The organism is Chryseobacterium sp. KLBC 52 (genome assembly GCF_003347605.1).
In the GTDB taxonomy this organism is placed as follows: Bacteria; Bacteroidota; Bacteroidia; order Flavobacteriales; family Weeksellaceae; genus Chryseobacterium.
This window is the reverse complement of sequence record NZ_QDFZ01000004.1, coordinates 288,327-303,768: the sequence shown is the minus strand read 5'-3', so window position 1 is coordinate 303,768 and position 15,442 is coordinate 288,327. Positions and strand designations below refer to the sequence as shown.

At 37.6% G+C, this 15,442-nt stretch carries 12 protein-coding genes; 2 read left to right on the top strand and 10 right to left on the bottom strand.

All coding sequences use genetic code 11. From position 1 onward, the window contains the following. Positions 1 to 1,044: 1,044 nt before the first annotated feature. From cysS to folE, 3 genes are all read right to left on the bottom strand, one after another. Positions 1,045 to 2,511: a cysteine--tRNA ligase gene (gene cysS / locus DDF69_RS06280; protein ID WP_114820012.1), complete on the bottom strand. Its 1,467-nt coding sequence runs from the start codon at positions 2,509 to 2,511 to the stop codon at positions 1,045 to 1,047. A gap of 125 nt (positions 2,512 to 2,636) precedes the next feature. Continuing rightward, the gene (locus DDF69_RS06275) at positions 2,637 to 3,068 is read right to left on the bottom strand and encodes a DinB family protein (RefSeq protein WP_114820011.1); all 432 of its coding nucleotides are present in this window, start codon (positions 3,066 to 3,068) and stop codon (positions 2,637 to 2,639) included. 6 nt (positions 3,069 to 3,074) lie between these two features. Continuing rightward, entirely contained in the window at positions 3,075 to 3,740 is a 666-nt protein-coding gene (gene folE, locus DDF69_RS06270; RefSeq protein ID WP_034694807.1) for a GTP cyclohydrolase I FolE, read from the bottom strand. A 101-nt stretch (positions 3,741 to 3,841) separates the two neighbouring features. Between folE and DDF69_RS06265 the strand changes: the two genes are divergently transcribed. Then, positions 3,842 to 4,993, top strand: a complete 1,152-nt coding sequence (locus tag DDF69_RS06265) for a hypothetical protein (RefSeq protein WP_114820010.1) — start codon at positions 3,842 to 3,844, stop codon at positions 4,991 to 4,993. 71 nt (positions 4,994 to 5,064) lie between these two features. After that, positions 5,065 to 5,742, top strand: a complete 678-nt coding sequence (locus DDF69_RS06260; protein ID WP_114820009.1) for a hypothetical protein — start codon at positions 5,065 to 5,067, stop codon at positions 5,740 to 5,742. Positions 5,743 to 5,793: 51 nt separating this feature from the next. On the opposite strand, the gene metF is transcribed toward DDF69_RS06260, so the two are convergent. The 7 genes from metF to DDF69_RS06225 all read right to left on the bottom strand — a co-directional run bounded on the left by metF (position 5,794) and on the right by DDF69_RS06225 (position 15,396). After that, a complete protein-coding gene (gene metF, locus DDF69_RS06255) occupies positions 5,794 to 6,753 on the bottom strand; it encodes a methylenetetrahydrofolate reductase [NAD(P)H] (RefSeq protein WP_114820008.1) in 960 nt (319 codons plus the stop codon). 7 nt (positions 6,754 to 6,760) lie between these two features. Continuing rightward, positions 6,761 to 9,421, bottom strand: a complete 2,661-nt coding sequence (metH, locus tag DDF69_RS06250) for a methionine synthase (protein WP_114820007.1) — start codon at positions 9,419 to 9,421, stop codon at positions 6,761 to 6,763. 1 nt (position 9,422) lies between these two features. Continuing rightward, a complete protein-coding gene (locus DDF69_RS06245; protein WP_114820006.1) occupies positions 9,423 to 10,514 on the bottom strand; it encodes a fatty acid desaturase family protein in 1,092 nt (363 codons plus the stop codon). An 82-nt stretch (positions 10,515 to 10,596) separates the two neighbouring features. Next, complete coding sequence (locus DDF69_RS06240) at positions 10,597 to 11,607, bottom strand: homocysteine S-methyltransferase family protein (protein WP_114820005.1); 1,011 nt, start codon at positions 11,605 to 11,607, stop codon at positions 10,597 to 10,599. 37 nt (positions 11,608 to 11,644) lie between these two features. Then, positions 11,645 to 12,805: an O-succinylhomoserine sulfhydrylase gene (locus DDF69_RS06235; protein WP_114820004.1), complete on the bottom strand. Its 1,161-nt coding sequence runs from the start codon at positions 12,803 to 12,805 to the stop codon at positions 11,645 to 11,647. Positions 12,806 to 12,913: 108 nt separating this feature from the next. Next, positions 12,914 to 14,452 carry an ACT domain-containing protein gene (locus DDF69_RS06230; RefSeq protein WP_114820003.1) on the bottom strand — a complete coding sequence of 513 codons (1,539 nt, stop codon included), beginning with the start codon at positions 14,450 to 14,452 and terminating at the stop codon, positions 12,914 to 12,916. After that, the gene (locus tag DDF69_RS06225) at positions 14,452 to 15,396 is read right to left on the bottom strand and encodes an alpha/beta fold hydrolase (protein WP_114820002.1); all 945 of its coding nucleotides are present in this window, start codon (positions 15,394 to 15,396) and stop codon (positions 14,452 to 14,454) included. The genes DDF69_RS06230 and DDF69_RS06225 overlap by 1 nt, the downstream gene beginning before the upstream one ends. Positions 15,397 to 15,442 lie beyond the last annotated feature (46 nt).

The following is a 15,442-nucleotide window of genomic DNA, read 5'->3' as shown; positions in this document are numbered from 1 at the left end:
GGCAGGGTGAAAAATTTTAAACATTTGTTTGGAGGATGGGGTGAGAGCGTGGGAGGGTTGGAGGGTTTGTGCGTTGGAGAGGGTGAGAGGAGATGATTCGGGTTGCGGGATGCGGGTTTTGGGGTGTGGAAGGACGAAAATAAGGTATATATGAGTAAGGTGCAGGTGTAAGTTTGGATTGAAGCTTGAGGATCGGGAATTTTCATGAGACCAGGCTCCCTTTAATTAAGCTCAGGATTTTAGCCCATTCCTATTGAATGGTTATAATGAAACACAGATGACACAGATTGACACGGAGAAGATGTTTGCTTTTATATTATATAGAATGGGAAGGATGGGAAATGCTAAAGGATATATTTATATATAATATAGAGTGATAAGATTTAACTCGTATAAAGTAATTAATTAAAATGCTTCGACTCGGCTCAGCATGACATTGCTAATACTAACGGCTAAAAGGTCTGAGACACTATACTGTTATTTTACTTTCTTTAAGACTCTCGTAAAGAAGTTGGGATTCCTCCGGAATGACACAATAGGAATAGAGATTTGTACTCAATACCCTGTTTCCATAGAACTCCAATGTTCTTTTTATACCTCGAAAACCGAAACCCGAAACTCAATAACCTCAGCCACTGTACCCTCCTACCCCGAAAATCATCATTCATCATTCATCATTCATCATTTACAGCTCCTCCCCTAGCCCTGATAGTAATGGTTACCCCGCAGCTTGGGTTGGAGGGTGGGTGGGCTTGAGAAACCCTTCGGCTTCGCTCAGGGTGACAGCGTGGGAGCGCGGTGGCGCGAGGAGTATGAATGGATAGCAGGATTAAGCTCCTGAAAAAAGTTCGAGAGTTTGAGAGTTGGAGGGTTGGAGGGTTTGAGAGTTTGTTGGTGCGTAAGAGGGTTTAAGAGAGAAATGAAGGACAAAGAGGCATAATCTGAAATAGGGACATATTCTCTAGAAAGGATAAAAAAACATTCCGTAAGAATCCTAAATATGGGGGACTCCTACGGAATGGGGATAAAACGAAGTTATATTTTCTAGTTCAGAACGTATGATGTTCCGTCTCTTCCGTCTTTTAATTCGATACCTTCTGCAAGCAGTTTATCTCTGATCTGGTCTGAAAGTTCGAAATTTTTTGATTTTCTTGCCTGATTTCTCAATTCGATCAAAACTTTCAGGGTCTGATCCAGCTTTTCATTGTTATTCTCTTCTACGGTTTGCAATCCCAGAACGTCAAAGATAAAAGCATTGAGTGTAGTTTTCAAATCTTCAAGGTCATCTGTTGAGATTGTTTCCTTACCATCATTCAAAGCAAAGATGTATTTCACCGCTTCAAACAGGTGAGCGATCAGGATTGGTGAATTGAAGTCGTCTGTTAAAGCTTCATATGCTTTATTTTTCCATTCTTTCAGGCTGAAACCGGATTGTTTGGTATCATCAGGGGTAATAGAATTCAATACTTTCACTGCTTCCATTAATCTGATAAATCCTTTTTCGCTGGCTATCATGGCATCGTTTGAAATATCCAGAACACTTCTGTAGTGAGCCTGCAGGAAGCAGAAACGTACAATTGAAGGATGGAAAGGTTTTTCAAAGAAGTCATTATCACCTGTAACCAGCTGCATCGGAAGGATATAGTTTCCTGTAGATTTGCTCATACGCTGAGAATTCATCGTCAGCATATTGGCGTGCATCCAGTAATTTACCGGAGCTGCATCGTTGCAAGCTTTTCCTTGTGCAATTTCGCATTCGTGGTGAGGGAATTTAAGGTCCATTCCTCCTCCATGGATATCGAATGTTTCGCCAAGATATTTTGTACTCATTGCAGTACATTCAAGATGCCATCCCGGGAAACCTTCTCCCCAAGGGGAATTCCATCTCATGATGTGGGCTGGGGATGCTTTTTTCCACAATGCAAAATCCTGTGGGTTTTTCTTTTCACCCTGTCCGTCAAGGTCTCTGGTATTGGCGAAAAGCTCTTCTATGTTACGTTTTGAAAGTTCACCATAGTTCAATCCTCTTTTGTTGTACTCCAAAACATCAAAATATACTGAACCATTGCTTTCGTAAGCAAATCCTCTTTCAATTAGTTTTTGAGTTAACTCGATCTGCTCTACAATATGTCCTGTAGCAGTAGGTTCGATGTTTGGAGGAAGTAAGTTGAACATATCCAGCACTTTGTGGAAGTCTACGGTATATTTCTGTACAATTTCCATAGGTTCCAGCTTTTCAAGTCTGGTCTGTTTTACGAATCTGTCGTTATCAACATTTCCATCATCGGTAAGGTGACCTGCATCAGTAATATTTCTTACATATCTTACTTTGTATCCCAAATGCATCAGGGTACGATAGATAAAATCGAAAGAAAGGAAAGTTCTTACATTCCCTAAATGTACATTGCTGTACACGGTAGGTCCGCAGACGTACATTCCGACGTTTCCTTCTAAGATAGGTTTGAATATTTCTTTTTCTGCTGTAAGCGAGTTATATATTTTTAATTGCATTTATTTTTAAGTTAAAAGATTTAATGATTTTAAAGATTCAAAATTGAGTTAAAAATTACATCTGTCACAACAAATAATTGTCGTGATAAAAATCTTATCTGAAACTTTTTTAAATTTTATCATAATTAAATCGCTTTTAAATGATGCTGTAAATGATCTACATAATCATCGATAATAAACTCCAATGTATAGAACCGAGGCTCTGTTTTGGTCGTATCACAGGTTCTCTGTAATGCATCGTCCGGGATATTTTCTACGATATGAACAATCTGATAGTTTAAAGATTTCCACAGATCAATAAGATCTGAAGTGGGAACATTCTGATAGTTCTGAGCTTTTACCCAAAAATTCTGGTCATATACAATATTTTCGTTCTCTTTATATTGTGTCACAACAAATCTACGGATATTTGTAAAAGCGCTGTCACAAAGATGGCCAATAATTTCTTTTTTGGACCATTTTTCTGAAGAACCCTTACGCGACCATTCTTCTTCAGTGATATTTTTAAATCTCTGAAGCTCGGAATCGATAATATTTCTAAGAATCTGGTAGTTCATTGTTTATTAATCCAGTTTTGCATGGCTTCCTACGTAATGTAAGAATTCCTGTCTTGTAATAGGGTTTGTTCTGAAAATACCACTCAATTCTGCAGTAATGGTAGAACTTGCTGTATCTTTTATTCCTCTGCAGTTTACACAAAGGTGTTTTGCATCAATGATACATGCCACATCTTTCGTTCCCAAAGCTTCTTTCAGAGCATCTACAATCTGCATGGTAAGCCTTTCCTGAACCTGTGGTCTTTTCGCGTAGTAATCTACAATTCTGTTAATTTTTGAAAGACCGATTACTTCTCCATTGGAAATATAAGCAACATGTGCTCTTCCTATGATGGGTAAAAAGTGGTGTTCGCAGAAAGAATATACGGTGATATCCTTTTCTACCAACATCTGGCGGTATTTGTATTTGTTGGAGAAAGTGGAGATTCCTGGTTTGTTTTCAGGAAGAAGTCCTCCGAAAATCTCGTTCACATACATTTTGGCAACACGTCTTGGAGAGTCTTTCAGAGAATCATCTGTCATATCCATTCCCAGCGTTTCCATAATCTCGCCAAAAAGCTCAGTAATTTTTTCAATTTTTTCCTGTGGCGATTTATCAAAAGCATCTTCCCTTATAGGCGTATGTTCTTTTCCAGTGAAAATATCATCGTCGTTATCAGTAAAATCAACCATTTTTATTTAATTTGCAGCAAAAATACGGATAATATCTTTTTGTCTATTTCAAATGAGATGAAAAACATTATCTTTTATAGCCATTTCTGATAAAAAAACATATGATTATTGTCGAAGAAGTACAAAACCAACTCCATAAAAGGGAATTTCTGGAATTCCCGGCCCGCCTTTATGAACACGACAAAAATTATATCCGTCCTTTAGATAAACATATTGAGGAGATTTTTGATCCTGCCAAGAATAAATTCTTTAAAAATGGAGAATGTAAAAGGTTTCTGTTTAAAAAGAATGGCAACACCGTTGGGAAAATAGCTGTTTTTGTGAACGGTTGTTATGAGCAAAAGCAACCAACTGGAGGAATTGGCTTTTTTGACTGTATCAATGATCAGGAAACGGCCAATTTTATTTTTGACCATTGTAAAAAGTGGCTTCAGGAAAAAGGAATGGAGGCAATGGACGGTCCTATCAATTTTGGGGAACGGGATAAATTCTGGGGTCTTTTGATTGAGGGTTTTGCTGAACCTTTGTTTGGGATGAATTATAACTTCCCTTATTACAAAGATCTTTTTGAGAATTATGGTTTTCAGATTTATTTTGAGCAGCTATGTTTTACCAGACCTGTTTTTGCAGAGGTTTCCAGGATCTTTACTATTGCCCACGAAAAGAACAGAAGAAATCCTGCAATCTCAGCCCAACCTATGAAAAAGAATAATCTTCCAAAGTTTGCCAGGGACTTTACAGAAGTGTATAATAAAGCATGGGCTTCTCATGGAGAAGGAAAGCATCTGGAAGAAGCAAAAGTTCTGAAAATGTTCAACACCATGAAACCTATTATTAATGAGCATATTTCATGGTTTGTATATGAAAATGAGACCCCTATTGCGATGTGGATCAATATGCCGGACCTCAACCAGTGGTTCAAATACCTTAATGGGAAATTCGGGATTTTTGAAAAGCTCAAATTTTTGTTTTTAAAGCGTTTTAAAAAGAATGAAAAAATGGTTGGGCTTGTTTTTGGGGTTGTCCCTGAATGGCAAAAGAAAGGCATTGACGGGTATATGATCTGGGAAGGAACCCAGCATTTGAGAAAATATACGGATTTTACGGTTACGGAGCTGCAGTGGATTGGTGATTTTAATCCGAAAATGATCAAGATTGCAGAAGTTCTGGAAACAACGGTTACCCGGAAGCTGGCTACTTATAGATATTTGTTTGACAGAAGGAAGGAATTTGAAAAACATTCTGTTTTATAAGTTATTTTTTGTCGGCAGATACAATAATATTTGTACTTTTGGTAACTTAATTAAAAACATATCAATAACTCATGAAAAAGATTACATTAATTACATTATTGGGGATGTCATCCTTTCTGTTTAGCCAAGCAAACACAATTGGATTAACTTCAGGAGGGGGAACACGGGAGGTTTTCTTTAAAATTAAATCAGAAGGTGCCGGAAGAGCTTTAAATTATGATGAAATTATTGGTTCACCTTATTTAAGTAAAAGCTTTAATATTGCCCAAGTTGCTAATGATTATGAAAAAGCACCTGTTAGATATAATACATTTAACGATGAAATAGAGTTTCAAAAAAATGGGACGACTTTAGCTCTTCCTAAGGAAGAAAAATTCTCAAGAATTGAAATATTCTCCCCTAAAATGACTTTAGTTCGCTTAGACACACAAGATGATTTAAGTGGATATTTTTTTGAATTAGTTAAAGATAAAACGGGATTATATAAAAAAATAAAAACAAAATTTATTGATGCGGTTCCTGCAGCAAACTCTTATGCTACCGATAGACCGGCATCTTTTAAAACATTAGACCCGGTATATTATATTAAAACAGAATCAGGTTACATCAAAAAGCCAAAAAAAATAAAAGATATAGCTGAAGCTTTTCCAGCAAAAAAAGATGAGATCGAAAAGTTTGCGAAATCTAATAATATCAAAATAAATAAAGAAGAAGACCTTATTAAACTGGTTAAATTCTTAAATCAATAAAAATAAACCCCTGTGCAAATTCACAGGGGTTCCTTCATTTTGGTACTTTTATTAGAATAGCTCACCGGCTACTTTTTTAATATTATCACTCTTTCCCATTGAGTAGAAGTGCAGAACAGGAACTCCAAAATCCAGTAGTTCTTTGCATTGAGCAATGGACCACTCTATTCCGATCTGCTTTACGGCTTCATTATTTTTTGCATTTTCTACCTCATTGATAAGTTCTTCAGGAAGATCTATTTTGAATACCTGAGGCAGGATTTTTAAGTGTTTCTTTGTTGCAATAGGTTTGATCCCCGGAATGATTGGAACCGTTATCCCCATTTCTCTTGCTTTCTGAACGAATTCAATATACTTTTTATTGTCAAAAAACATTTGGGTTACGATATAATCTGCTCCGGCATCTACTTTTTGTTTCAGCCACTTCAGGTCATAGTTCATGGAAGGGGCTTCCATATGCTTTTCAGGATATCCGGCTACTCCGATGCAGAATTTGTTCAGTTCATCACAAACCTGTTCTTCGTTGTGAAGATATTTTCCTCTTCCCAGATTATTAATCTGTCCCACAAGATCCATCGCACTTGCGTGGCCTCCCTGAGTGGGTTCAAAGTACTGATGCCCTTTCATGGCGTCACCTCTTAAGGCCATTACATTATCTATTCCAAGGTACATACAGTCTACCAACAGATATTCTGTTTCTTCTTTTGTAAAACCTCCGCAAAGAAGGTGTGGTACTGTATCTACATTGTATTTATGCTGAATAGCAGCGCAAATTCCCAGTGTTCCCGGGCGCATTCTTGTAATACGACGTTCCATCAAACCATTTCCTTTGTCTAAATAAATATATTCTTCTCTGGAGGTGGTAACATCAATGAAAGGAGGTTTGAACTCCATCAACGGATCTATATTGGTATAAAGATCTTCAATCCCGATTCCTTTCTGTGGCGGAACAACTTCTAAGGAGAATAAAGTTTTTCCATTTGCATTTTTAATGTGTTCTGTTATCTTCATGTTAATGTTAATCTGCTAAATTTGGCGACAACCATTTTCTCGCTTCCTGGATGCTACAACTTCTTCTTGCTGCATAATCTTCAAGCTGGTCTTCTGTAATTTTTCCTAATCCGAAATATTTGGCATGGGGGCTTCCGAAATAATATCCGGAAACAGATGCTGTAGGGAACATAGCAAGGCTTTCTGTAAGGAAAACACCTGTATTTTCTTCTACTTTTAAAAGATCCCAGATGGTTTTCTTTTCCAAATGATCAGGGCAAGCCGGATAACCTGGAGCGGGACGGATTCCTTTGTATTTTTCGGCGATCAATTCTTCATTGCTTAAGTTTTCCTGATTGGCGTATCCCCAGTATTCCGTTCTGACTTTTTTATGTAAGAATTCGGCATAAGCTTCTGCAAAACGGTCTGCCAGAGCTTTTACCATGATGGAATTGTAATCATCATTGGCTTTTTCGTATTCTGCAGACAGTTCATCGGTTCCAAATCCGGTGGTTACGCAGAATGCTCCCACATAATCGGTTTTTCCAGAGCTTTGAGGAGCAATGAAGTCGCTTAGTGCGAGATAGTCTTTTCCTTTTGATCTCTGAGCCTGCTGTCTAAGGGTTAAAAACTTCGCCTGCTCATTATTATTTTCATCAAAAATCAAGATATCATCAGATTCATTGGAATTGGCTTTAAAGATTCCGAAAATAGCTTTTGCGGTCAACAGTTTCTCATCCAGAATTCTATTCAAAATGACCTGAGCATCTTTGAATAGTTCTTTTGCCTGAACTCCTACAACCTCATCTTCTAAGATATTCGGATATTTCCCGTGAAGATCCCAGCTTCTGAAAAACGGAGACCAGTCGATAAAAGGAAGAAGTTCTCTTAAATCCTGATTCTCGATTACTTTTATTCCTACAGTATTCGGAGTGAAAATATCTTCGTTTTCCCAATCAATTTTAAAATTGTTTTCTCTTGCTTCTTCAATGGAGACATAATCTTTATCCACTTGTCTGTTCAGGAATTTTTCTCTGAAATCAGAATAGTCATTCTTTAAATCCGAAACATATTCTTTATTTCGGTCGCCTAATAATGAACTCACAACATTTACAGCTCTTGAGGCATCATTTACATGAACGACTGCATTTTTATATTTTAAATCGATTTTCACTGCGGTATGTGCTTTTGACGTGGTAGCACCACCGATCAATAATGGAAAATCTAAATTCTGTCTTTCTAATTCTGAAGCGATATAGACCATTTCATCCAAACTTGGGGTAATCAGTCCGCTTAGTCCAATAACGTCTACTTTTTCTTCAATAGCTGTCTGGATAATCTTTTCAGCCGGAACCATTACACCAAGATCAACAATTTCATAGTTGTTACAACCCAGGACGACACTCACAATATTTTTACCGATATCATGTACGTCTCCTTTTACCGTTGCCATTAAGATTTTTCCGTTAGCAGGTTTTGTTCCGTCTTTTTCTTCTTCAATGAAAGGCTGTAAATAAGCTACTGCTTTTTTCATTACCCTTGCGGACTTTACTACCTGGGGAAGAAACATTTTACCGCTTCCGAATAAATCTCCTACCACTCCCATTCCGGTCATCAAATTAACTTCGATAACATGAAGTGGTCTTTCTGCCAATTGTCTTGCTTCTTCTACATCTTCTTCAATAAAACGGTCTATTCCTTTTACTAAAGCATGGGTAATTCTTTCCTGTAAAGGATTGTTTCTCCATTCTAAGTCTTCAGCTTTTTCTTTCTTAACTGATTTATGCTTTTCGGAATAGTCGAGAAGTCTTTCTGTAGCATCTTCTCTTTTATCCAGGATGACATCTTCTACAAGCTCCAGTAATTCTTTATTGATCTCGTCATAAACCTCAAGCATGGCCGGATTCACTATACCGATGTTCATTCCTGCCTGAATCGCATGGTAAAGGAATACAGAGTGCATGGCTTCTCTCACCGTATCATTTCCACGGAAAGAGAATGAAACATTACTTACTCCTCCACTCACGGATGCGTATGGAAGGTTTTGTCTTACCCAGCGTGTAGCTTCAATAAAATCGATGGCATTTCTTCTGTGCTCATCCATTCCGGTTGCCACCGGAAAGATATTTAAGTCGAAAATGATATCTTCTGCAGGGAAACCAATCTGGTTCACCAAAATATCATAGGAACGTTTTGAAATTTCAATTCTTCGTTCAAAACTGTCAGCCTGCCCTATCTCATCAAATGCCATGACAATCACTGCAGCACCATATCTTTTAATGGCTTTGGCATGTTTGATAAATTCTGCTTCACCTTCTTTTAAGCTGATAGAATTCACTACACATTTCCCTTGAGCTACCTGGAGACCTGCTTCAAGGATTTCCCATTTGGAAGAGTCTACCATGATCGGAATTCTTGCGATATCCGGTTCTGAGGCAATTAAGTTCAGGAATTTGATCATCGATGCTTTTCCATCGATCAAACCATCATCAAAGTTGACATCCAGGATCTGGGCACCTCCTTCTACCTGATGGCGGGCAATATCTAAGGCTTCAGAGAATTTCTCCTCTTTGATCAGTCTTAAAAACTTTTTGGAACCGGCAACATTGGTCCTTTCACCAACGTTGATGAAATTACTCTCCGGGGTTATGATAAGAGGCTCAAGGCCTGATAATCTTAAATACTTCATTTTATTCTTCTAAAATATAGTAGGCATTATTGGCATTTTGCTTCAATAAATCCCTATGCTTACTTAAAGCTGTAATCAGTGGAAATCTTTTGTATGCTAAATCATGTTCTCTAGCAAATTCCTCTATTTCTTCTGTTATTTCATTGTAATACATATAACTGTAATTGGGAAAAAGATGATGGGCAACATGAAAATTGAAGTTTCCCAACACATTTCTTACTAACCAGTTATTTTCTTTTAAATCATTGGTCACTTCAAACTGGTGACGAAGCCAGCTGAATGGAAGACCTTTTTCTTTATTTAATTTTGGAAAGGCATTATCAGGAAGCGGATGCAAAGGCAGTAAAACAAACAATGCAAAAATACTTGCTGATATCACCTGTAAAAACCACGCTCCTAAAGCCAATCCTATTGATACTTTAAAGAACATTACAGGAACCACAATCTGATAAAAGAAATAGAACAGTTTATAGCTTATCATTTTTACTTTTTCAATGGTGGGTATCTTTCCCTGGGTTTTTAAAATCACCCTTTCCTTATCAAAGAAGTCACGGAAGTCTCTTATAAACATCCAGTTGAACAAATACAACGGATAGACTAAAAAGAAAAACTTATCCTGATACTTCTGTACTCCTTTCGCCTTGATCCACGGTACGATTAAAAGCAGCCCGCTCTGTTCGATATCCGTGTCCCATCCATCTACGTTCGGATAGGCGTGATGGCTTGCGATATGTCTTTTTTTCCAGATATAGGAATTGGCGCCTATAAAATCAAAAATGTGAAGAACCAGCCCGTTCAGTCTTTTACTTTTATAAATGTTGTTATGGGCTGCTTCGTGGATTAAGTTCAAATAAATCAAAACCAGAGAAATTCCCATTAAAACAAAACTCAGAATATAGATCCAATGCTTTTCGGCATTCAGAACAGCTAGAATATATAAGCCTATATAGATCAGTGGAAGTAGTACCGCTTTAATCTGAATGTAGATATCTCTGTTTTCAGAAATGTTTTCTACTCTCTGGTTCACTTTCTTTCTCAGCTCATTAAATAATCTGACATCCTCGGAATCTTTTAAGTAAATTGGCTTTTCCATATTTATAACTTTGTGGTTCACTTAAAGTTAACATTAATATTTCAGCCTTCATCTTTGATTTTAATTAAAAAAATCTATCAAATCACACAAATTTCTTCAATTTCCTTGGCTCATATTTTTCAACCAGATCAGCAATTGCTTTAATATGCTCAGGCGTTGTTCCACAACATCCTCCGATAATATTGATTAATCCCTTCTCAACATATTCTTTGATCTGTCTCGCCATATCTTCCGGAGTTTCGTCATATTTTCCAAAAGCATTCGGTAAACCGGCATTCGGATATGCTGAAACATAGAATTCTGAATTATGAGCCAGTGTTTCAAGATAAGGAGTCAGCTGATCCGCTCCCAATGCACAATTGAAACCTACACTTAATAAGTTCAGGTGGGAAACTGAGATCAAAAAAGCTTCTGCGGTCTGTCCGCTCAATGTTCTTCCTGAAGCATCGGTAATGGTTCCTGAAACCATGATTGGAATTTTAATTCCTCTTTCGTCCTGCAGTTCGTCAATGGCAAACAAAGCTGCTTTTGCATTCAGGGTATCAAAAATGGTTTCTACCAGAAGGATATCTGAACCTCCATCCAGCAAAGCTTCACACTGCTGTTTGTAAGCGACTCTCAATTCTTCAAAAGTGATGGCTCTGTATCCTGGATCATTAACATCAGGGCTTAAACTAGCTGTTCTGTTTGTAGGTCCGATAGATCCCGCTACGAATCTTGGTTTGTCCGGATTTTTCGCAGTATACTCGTCACAGGCTTTTCTGGCAATTTTTGCTGATTCATAGTTCAGATCATAAACAAGATCTTCCATGTGATAATCTGCCATCGCAATGGTAGTTCCTGAAAAGGTATTGGTTTCAATAATATCAGCTCCTGCTTCCAGATATTTCTTGTGAACTTCTTCAATCGCCTGAGGCTGTGTCAGAGAAAGCAGGTCATTGTTTCCTTTTACCGGATGTTCCCAGTGTTTGAAACGCTCTCCACGGTAATCTTCTTCTTCGAATTTATATCTCTGAAGCATGGTTCCCATCGCTCCGTCGAGAATTAAAATTCTTTCGGATAAAGCTTTATATAATTGTTCTGAATTTTTCATTTTAATCTATTTTGGCTACAACCAGTGGCTATTTGGATTAATCCAGAGCTTGTTTTAAATCTGCAATGATATCATCCACATTTTCCAATCCTACTGAACAACGTACCAGTCCTGCCGTAATACCTACTTCATTTCTTTCTTCGTCTGAAAGTTTGGAGTGTGTAGTAGAAGCCGGATGCGTAACGATCGTTCTTGTATCCCCTAAGTTGGCAGACAGTGAACACATTTGTATCTTGTCTAAAAAGTTTCTTCCCCCTTCTATTCCGCCTTTTATTTCAAAGGCTACGATATTTCCTCCAAGTTTCATTTGTTTTTTGGCTACTTCATAACTTGGGTGAGATTTCAGGAATGGATATTTTACCAATTCTACATTAGGATGACTCTCTAAAAACTCAGCTACCTTCAATGCATTCTCACAGTGTTTTTCCACACGGATTGCCAATGTTTCAAGGCTCTTTGATAACACCCATGCATTAAAAGGAGATAATGCTGGTCCTGTATTTCTTGCGAAAAGATAAATTTCTCTGATCAGGTCTTCCTTTCCTACTGCTATTCCCCCTAAAACTCTTCCCTGTCCGTCAATCAGTTTCGTTGCTGAGTGTACCACAATATCTGCACCGTATTTGATAGGCTGCTGAAGATAAGGGGTTGCAAAACAGTTGTCTACAATAAAGATAAGATTATGTTTTTTAGCAATCTGCCCGAAAAACTCAAGATCCAGAATTTCAATAGCGGGATTGGTAGGCGTTTCAAGATATAAGATCTTTGTATTGGGTTTAATATATTGCTCCACATTTGCTGCGTCTTCTGCTTTGAAATAAGAGGTTTCAATATTCCATTTCGGGAAATATTTGGTAAACAAAGTATGGGTAGATCCAAATACTGACTGGCAGCTTACGATATGATCTCCGGCATTCAGTAATGTGGCAAATGTAGAATAGATGGCTGCCATTCCTGTTGCAAAGGCATATCCTGCTTCTGCACCTTCCATTTTAGCGATTTTATCTGTAAATTCGGTTACGTTTGGATTAGAGAAACGGCTGTAAAGATTTTTAGGTTTTTCTTCTGCAAAGCTTGCTCTCATATCTTCCGCATCCTGAAATATAAAGCTGGAGGTAAGATATAACGGTGTGGAATGCTCATCAAACTGAGATCTTTCCGTCTGGGTTCTTATTGCTGATGTTTCAAAATTTTCCATATAGTTTTAATTTGTCAATTCAGCAGGGTAACCATTAGATTCTTCGCTATGCTCAGAATGACAATTGCAATAATGGTTACACTGCCAGATTGGTAGATTGTTACATTATTATTTAGTTTCACTTACTCTTAAAATATCTCCGAATACACCTCTTGCTGTTACCTGTGCACCAGCTCCGGCTCCCATAATCACAATTGGATTTTCACCATAGCTTTCTGTATAGATTTCAAAGATCGAGTCTGAGCCTTTCAGCTGTCCTAATGCAGAAGTTGCAGGAACAGAAACCAGTTTTACATCCAGTTCCCCTTTATCTTTCTGTAAGTCTCCGTGCAGATCACCTACATATCTCAATACATGTCCTGGTTCCTGATTTTCTTTTATTTTCTGATATTCTTCGTCCAGCTCTTCCAATCTTGAAAGGAATTCTGATTTTGAAACTTCAAGAAGGCTTTCCGGAACAAGATTTTGAATATTGATATCTCCGAATTCGTTGATTAAGTCTAGTTCTCGCGCCAGGATCAATAATTTTCTTGCTACATCATTTCCTGATAAGTCTTCTCTCGGATCCGGTTCTGTGTAGCCTTTTTCCAGAGCTTCGTTGATAATGGTTGAAAATTTATCGTCTCTCAAAGAAAAATTATTGAACACATAGCTTAATGTTCCTGAGAATACGCCTTTGATTCTTGTGATATTTTCTCCTGAAAGGTGTAATAATTTAATCGTATCAATTAACGGCAATCCTGCACCCACGTTGGTTTCATACAGATAACGTCTGTTGTTTTTACTCAACGTATATCTTAGTTTTCTGTATTCTTCGATCGGAAGGGTATTGAAGATCTTGTTGGAAGACACCAGATCGAATCCGTTCTCTGCCAAAGCGTGATAGTTTTTCACAAAATCCTTACTTGCGGTGTTATCCACAACGATCAGATTTTCCAGTTGATTTTCATTAGAGAAGTTGATCAATTCTTCAACATTCGATGGATGTTCTGCTGTCAAAACCTCATCACCCCAATTCGCATCAAATCCTTTTTTGTTGAAGGCAATTTTCTTAGAGTTAGCTACTGCAACTACTTTAAGGTCTATTTTTTTACGTTTTTTTATTTCTTCTGCCGATTCCAAAACCTGTTGTATCAATGTCTTTCCTACGTTTCCGTGGCCAATGATGGCCAAATGAACGGTCTTCGGCTTTTTGAAAATTTCGGATTCTATGATGTTTCTTGTTTTTTCATCCTGTGAAGAAGTCACAACGATATTCACTCTGTTTTCTCCTGCCACCTGGTTTAAAAGCAATGGAAAAACATTGTTTCTTGCCAGTTCTGCAAAGACTTTATTGAAATCTTCTGCTACAAAACCAATCACAGAAACATTATTGATACTATAAATCTGGGAAACTTTTCCAGATTTTCTTTCTGCCTCAAATTCATCAATAAGACAAGCCACTGCTTTTTCTGCATCATTTTCATGAACCAGAATAGAAATTCCGTTTTCTATGGCCTGTTGAGAAATTACGCCTACACTGATACGCGCCAAAGTAAGCGCTTTAAAAATTCGTCCGTCAATCCCGATTTCTCCCAGGAAATCTTCTCCTTCAAATTTGACGATTGATCTGTTCTTCAAAAATTTTATTTCGTTAGCATTTTTCATTACTTCTGTAAAATGTTTTTAATGATATTATTTAATTGTTGATATTCCATTAGGAAGGCATCATGCCCGTGTATAGATTGGATCTCGTGATAAGAAACATCCTTATTTTTCTCTTTTAAGTTTTCAAAACACATCCGGATTTCAGAAGCCGGGAAGAATAAGTCTGTATCTACGGAGATCATGTGCATTCGTGCCTGTATGTTCTCCAGTGCGTCTTCAGCGACGTTGATATTCATCAGGAGATGGTTCATCAGCTTGTAACTCTTTAAACTAAACCTTTCGTTTAGTGCGTTACCATGATAAACCAACCAGTCTTCTGATTCCAGGCGTTGTTTGTCCTGATTATATTGGTTTTGAAATCTGTCATTGAGTGACTGCGGAGTTCTGTAACACAACATGGCATGAATTCTCGCTTTCTGTAATGGTTCTTCTTTATCATTCAATAAAAATTTCTGAACCAGACATTGTGCATGAAGCCAGTCGTGTGTTCTGTAATCACAGGCTATGGGAATAAATATTTCTGCGAGATCTGGCTGCTTGGCAAGCATTTCCCAGGCAATCCCTCCTCCCAGAGAGCCTCCGATAATGGCATATAAATTTTTGATATGTAACGCTTCAAGTCCTTTCAGAAATATCCCTGCGATATCTGAAGGTGTGAAGTCTTCATAGTCTTCAATTAAAAAATCGTCGTATCCGTTTCCTGGTATGTTGAAACACAGAACGGTATATTGATCGGTATCAACAATCTGATTTTCTCCCACCAATTGTTTCCACCAGCCTTTTTCTCCGGATACATTTGAATTTCCGGTAAGAGCATGATTGATTAAAATGATTGGGGCTGTAAACAGATCTTTCCCAAAAAGCTGATAGCTTAATGAGATATGGTATTCCTTTTGGGAATAAGTTTGATACGTAAGATTAATATAGTTTAGTTCTGTTTTCAATTCTATTAAATTTTAATACAATTGAAAATGCCACAGGAAATGGCTG

What these genes read in the sequence shown, in the direction of transcription:
- DDF69_RS06265 (WP_114820010.1), top strand. Translation starts at nt 3,842, where the DNA reads ATGATTATTGTCGAAGAAGTACAAAACCAACTCCATAAAAGGGAATTT.
- metH (WP_114820007.1), bottom strand. Translation starts at nt 9,421, where the DNA reads ATGAAGTATTTAAGATTATCAGGCCTTGAGCCTCTTATCATAACCCCG.
- DDF69_RS06240 (WP_114820005.1), bottom strand. Translation starts at nt 11,607, where the DNA reads ATGAAAAATTCAGAACAATTATATAAAGCTTTATCCGAAAGAATTTTA.
- DDF69_RS06245 (WP_114820006.1), bottom strand. Translation starts at nt 10,514, where the DNA reads ATGGAAAAGCCAATTTACTTAAAAGATTCCGAGGATGTCAGATTATTT.
- DDF69_RS06260 (WP_114820009.1), top strand. Translation starts at nt 5,065, where the DNA reads ATGAAAAAGATTACATTAATTACATTATTGGGGATGTCATCCTTTCTG.
- folE (WP_034694807.1), bottom strand. Translation starts at nt 3,740, where the DNA reads ATGGTTGATTTTACTGATAACGACGATGATATTTTCACTGGAAAAGAA.
- DDF69_RS06230 (WP_114820003.1), bottom strand. Translation starts at nt 14,452, where the DNA reads ATGAAAAATGCTAACGAAATAAAATTTTTGAAGAACAGATCAATCGTC.
- cysS (WP_114820012.1), bottom strand. Translation starts at nt 2,511, where the DNA reads ATGCAATTAAAAATATATAACTCGCTTACAGCAGAAAAAGAAATATTC.
- DDF69_RS06235 (WP_114820004.1), bottom strand. Translation starts at nt 12,805, where the DNA reads ATGGAAAATTTTGAAACATCAGCAATAAGAACCCAGACGGAAAGATCT.
- metF (WP_114820008.1), bottom strand. Translation starts at nt 6,753, where the DNA reads ATGAAGATAACAGAACACATTAAAAATGCAAATGGAAAAACTTTATTC.
- DDF69_RS06275 (WP_114820011.1), bottom strand. Translation starts at nt 3,068, where the DNA reads ATGAACTACCAGATTCTTAGAAATATTATCGATTCCGAGCTTCAGAGA.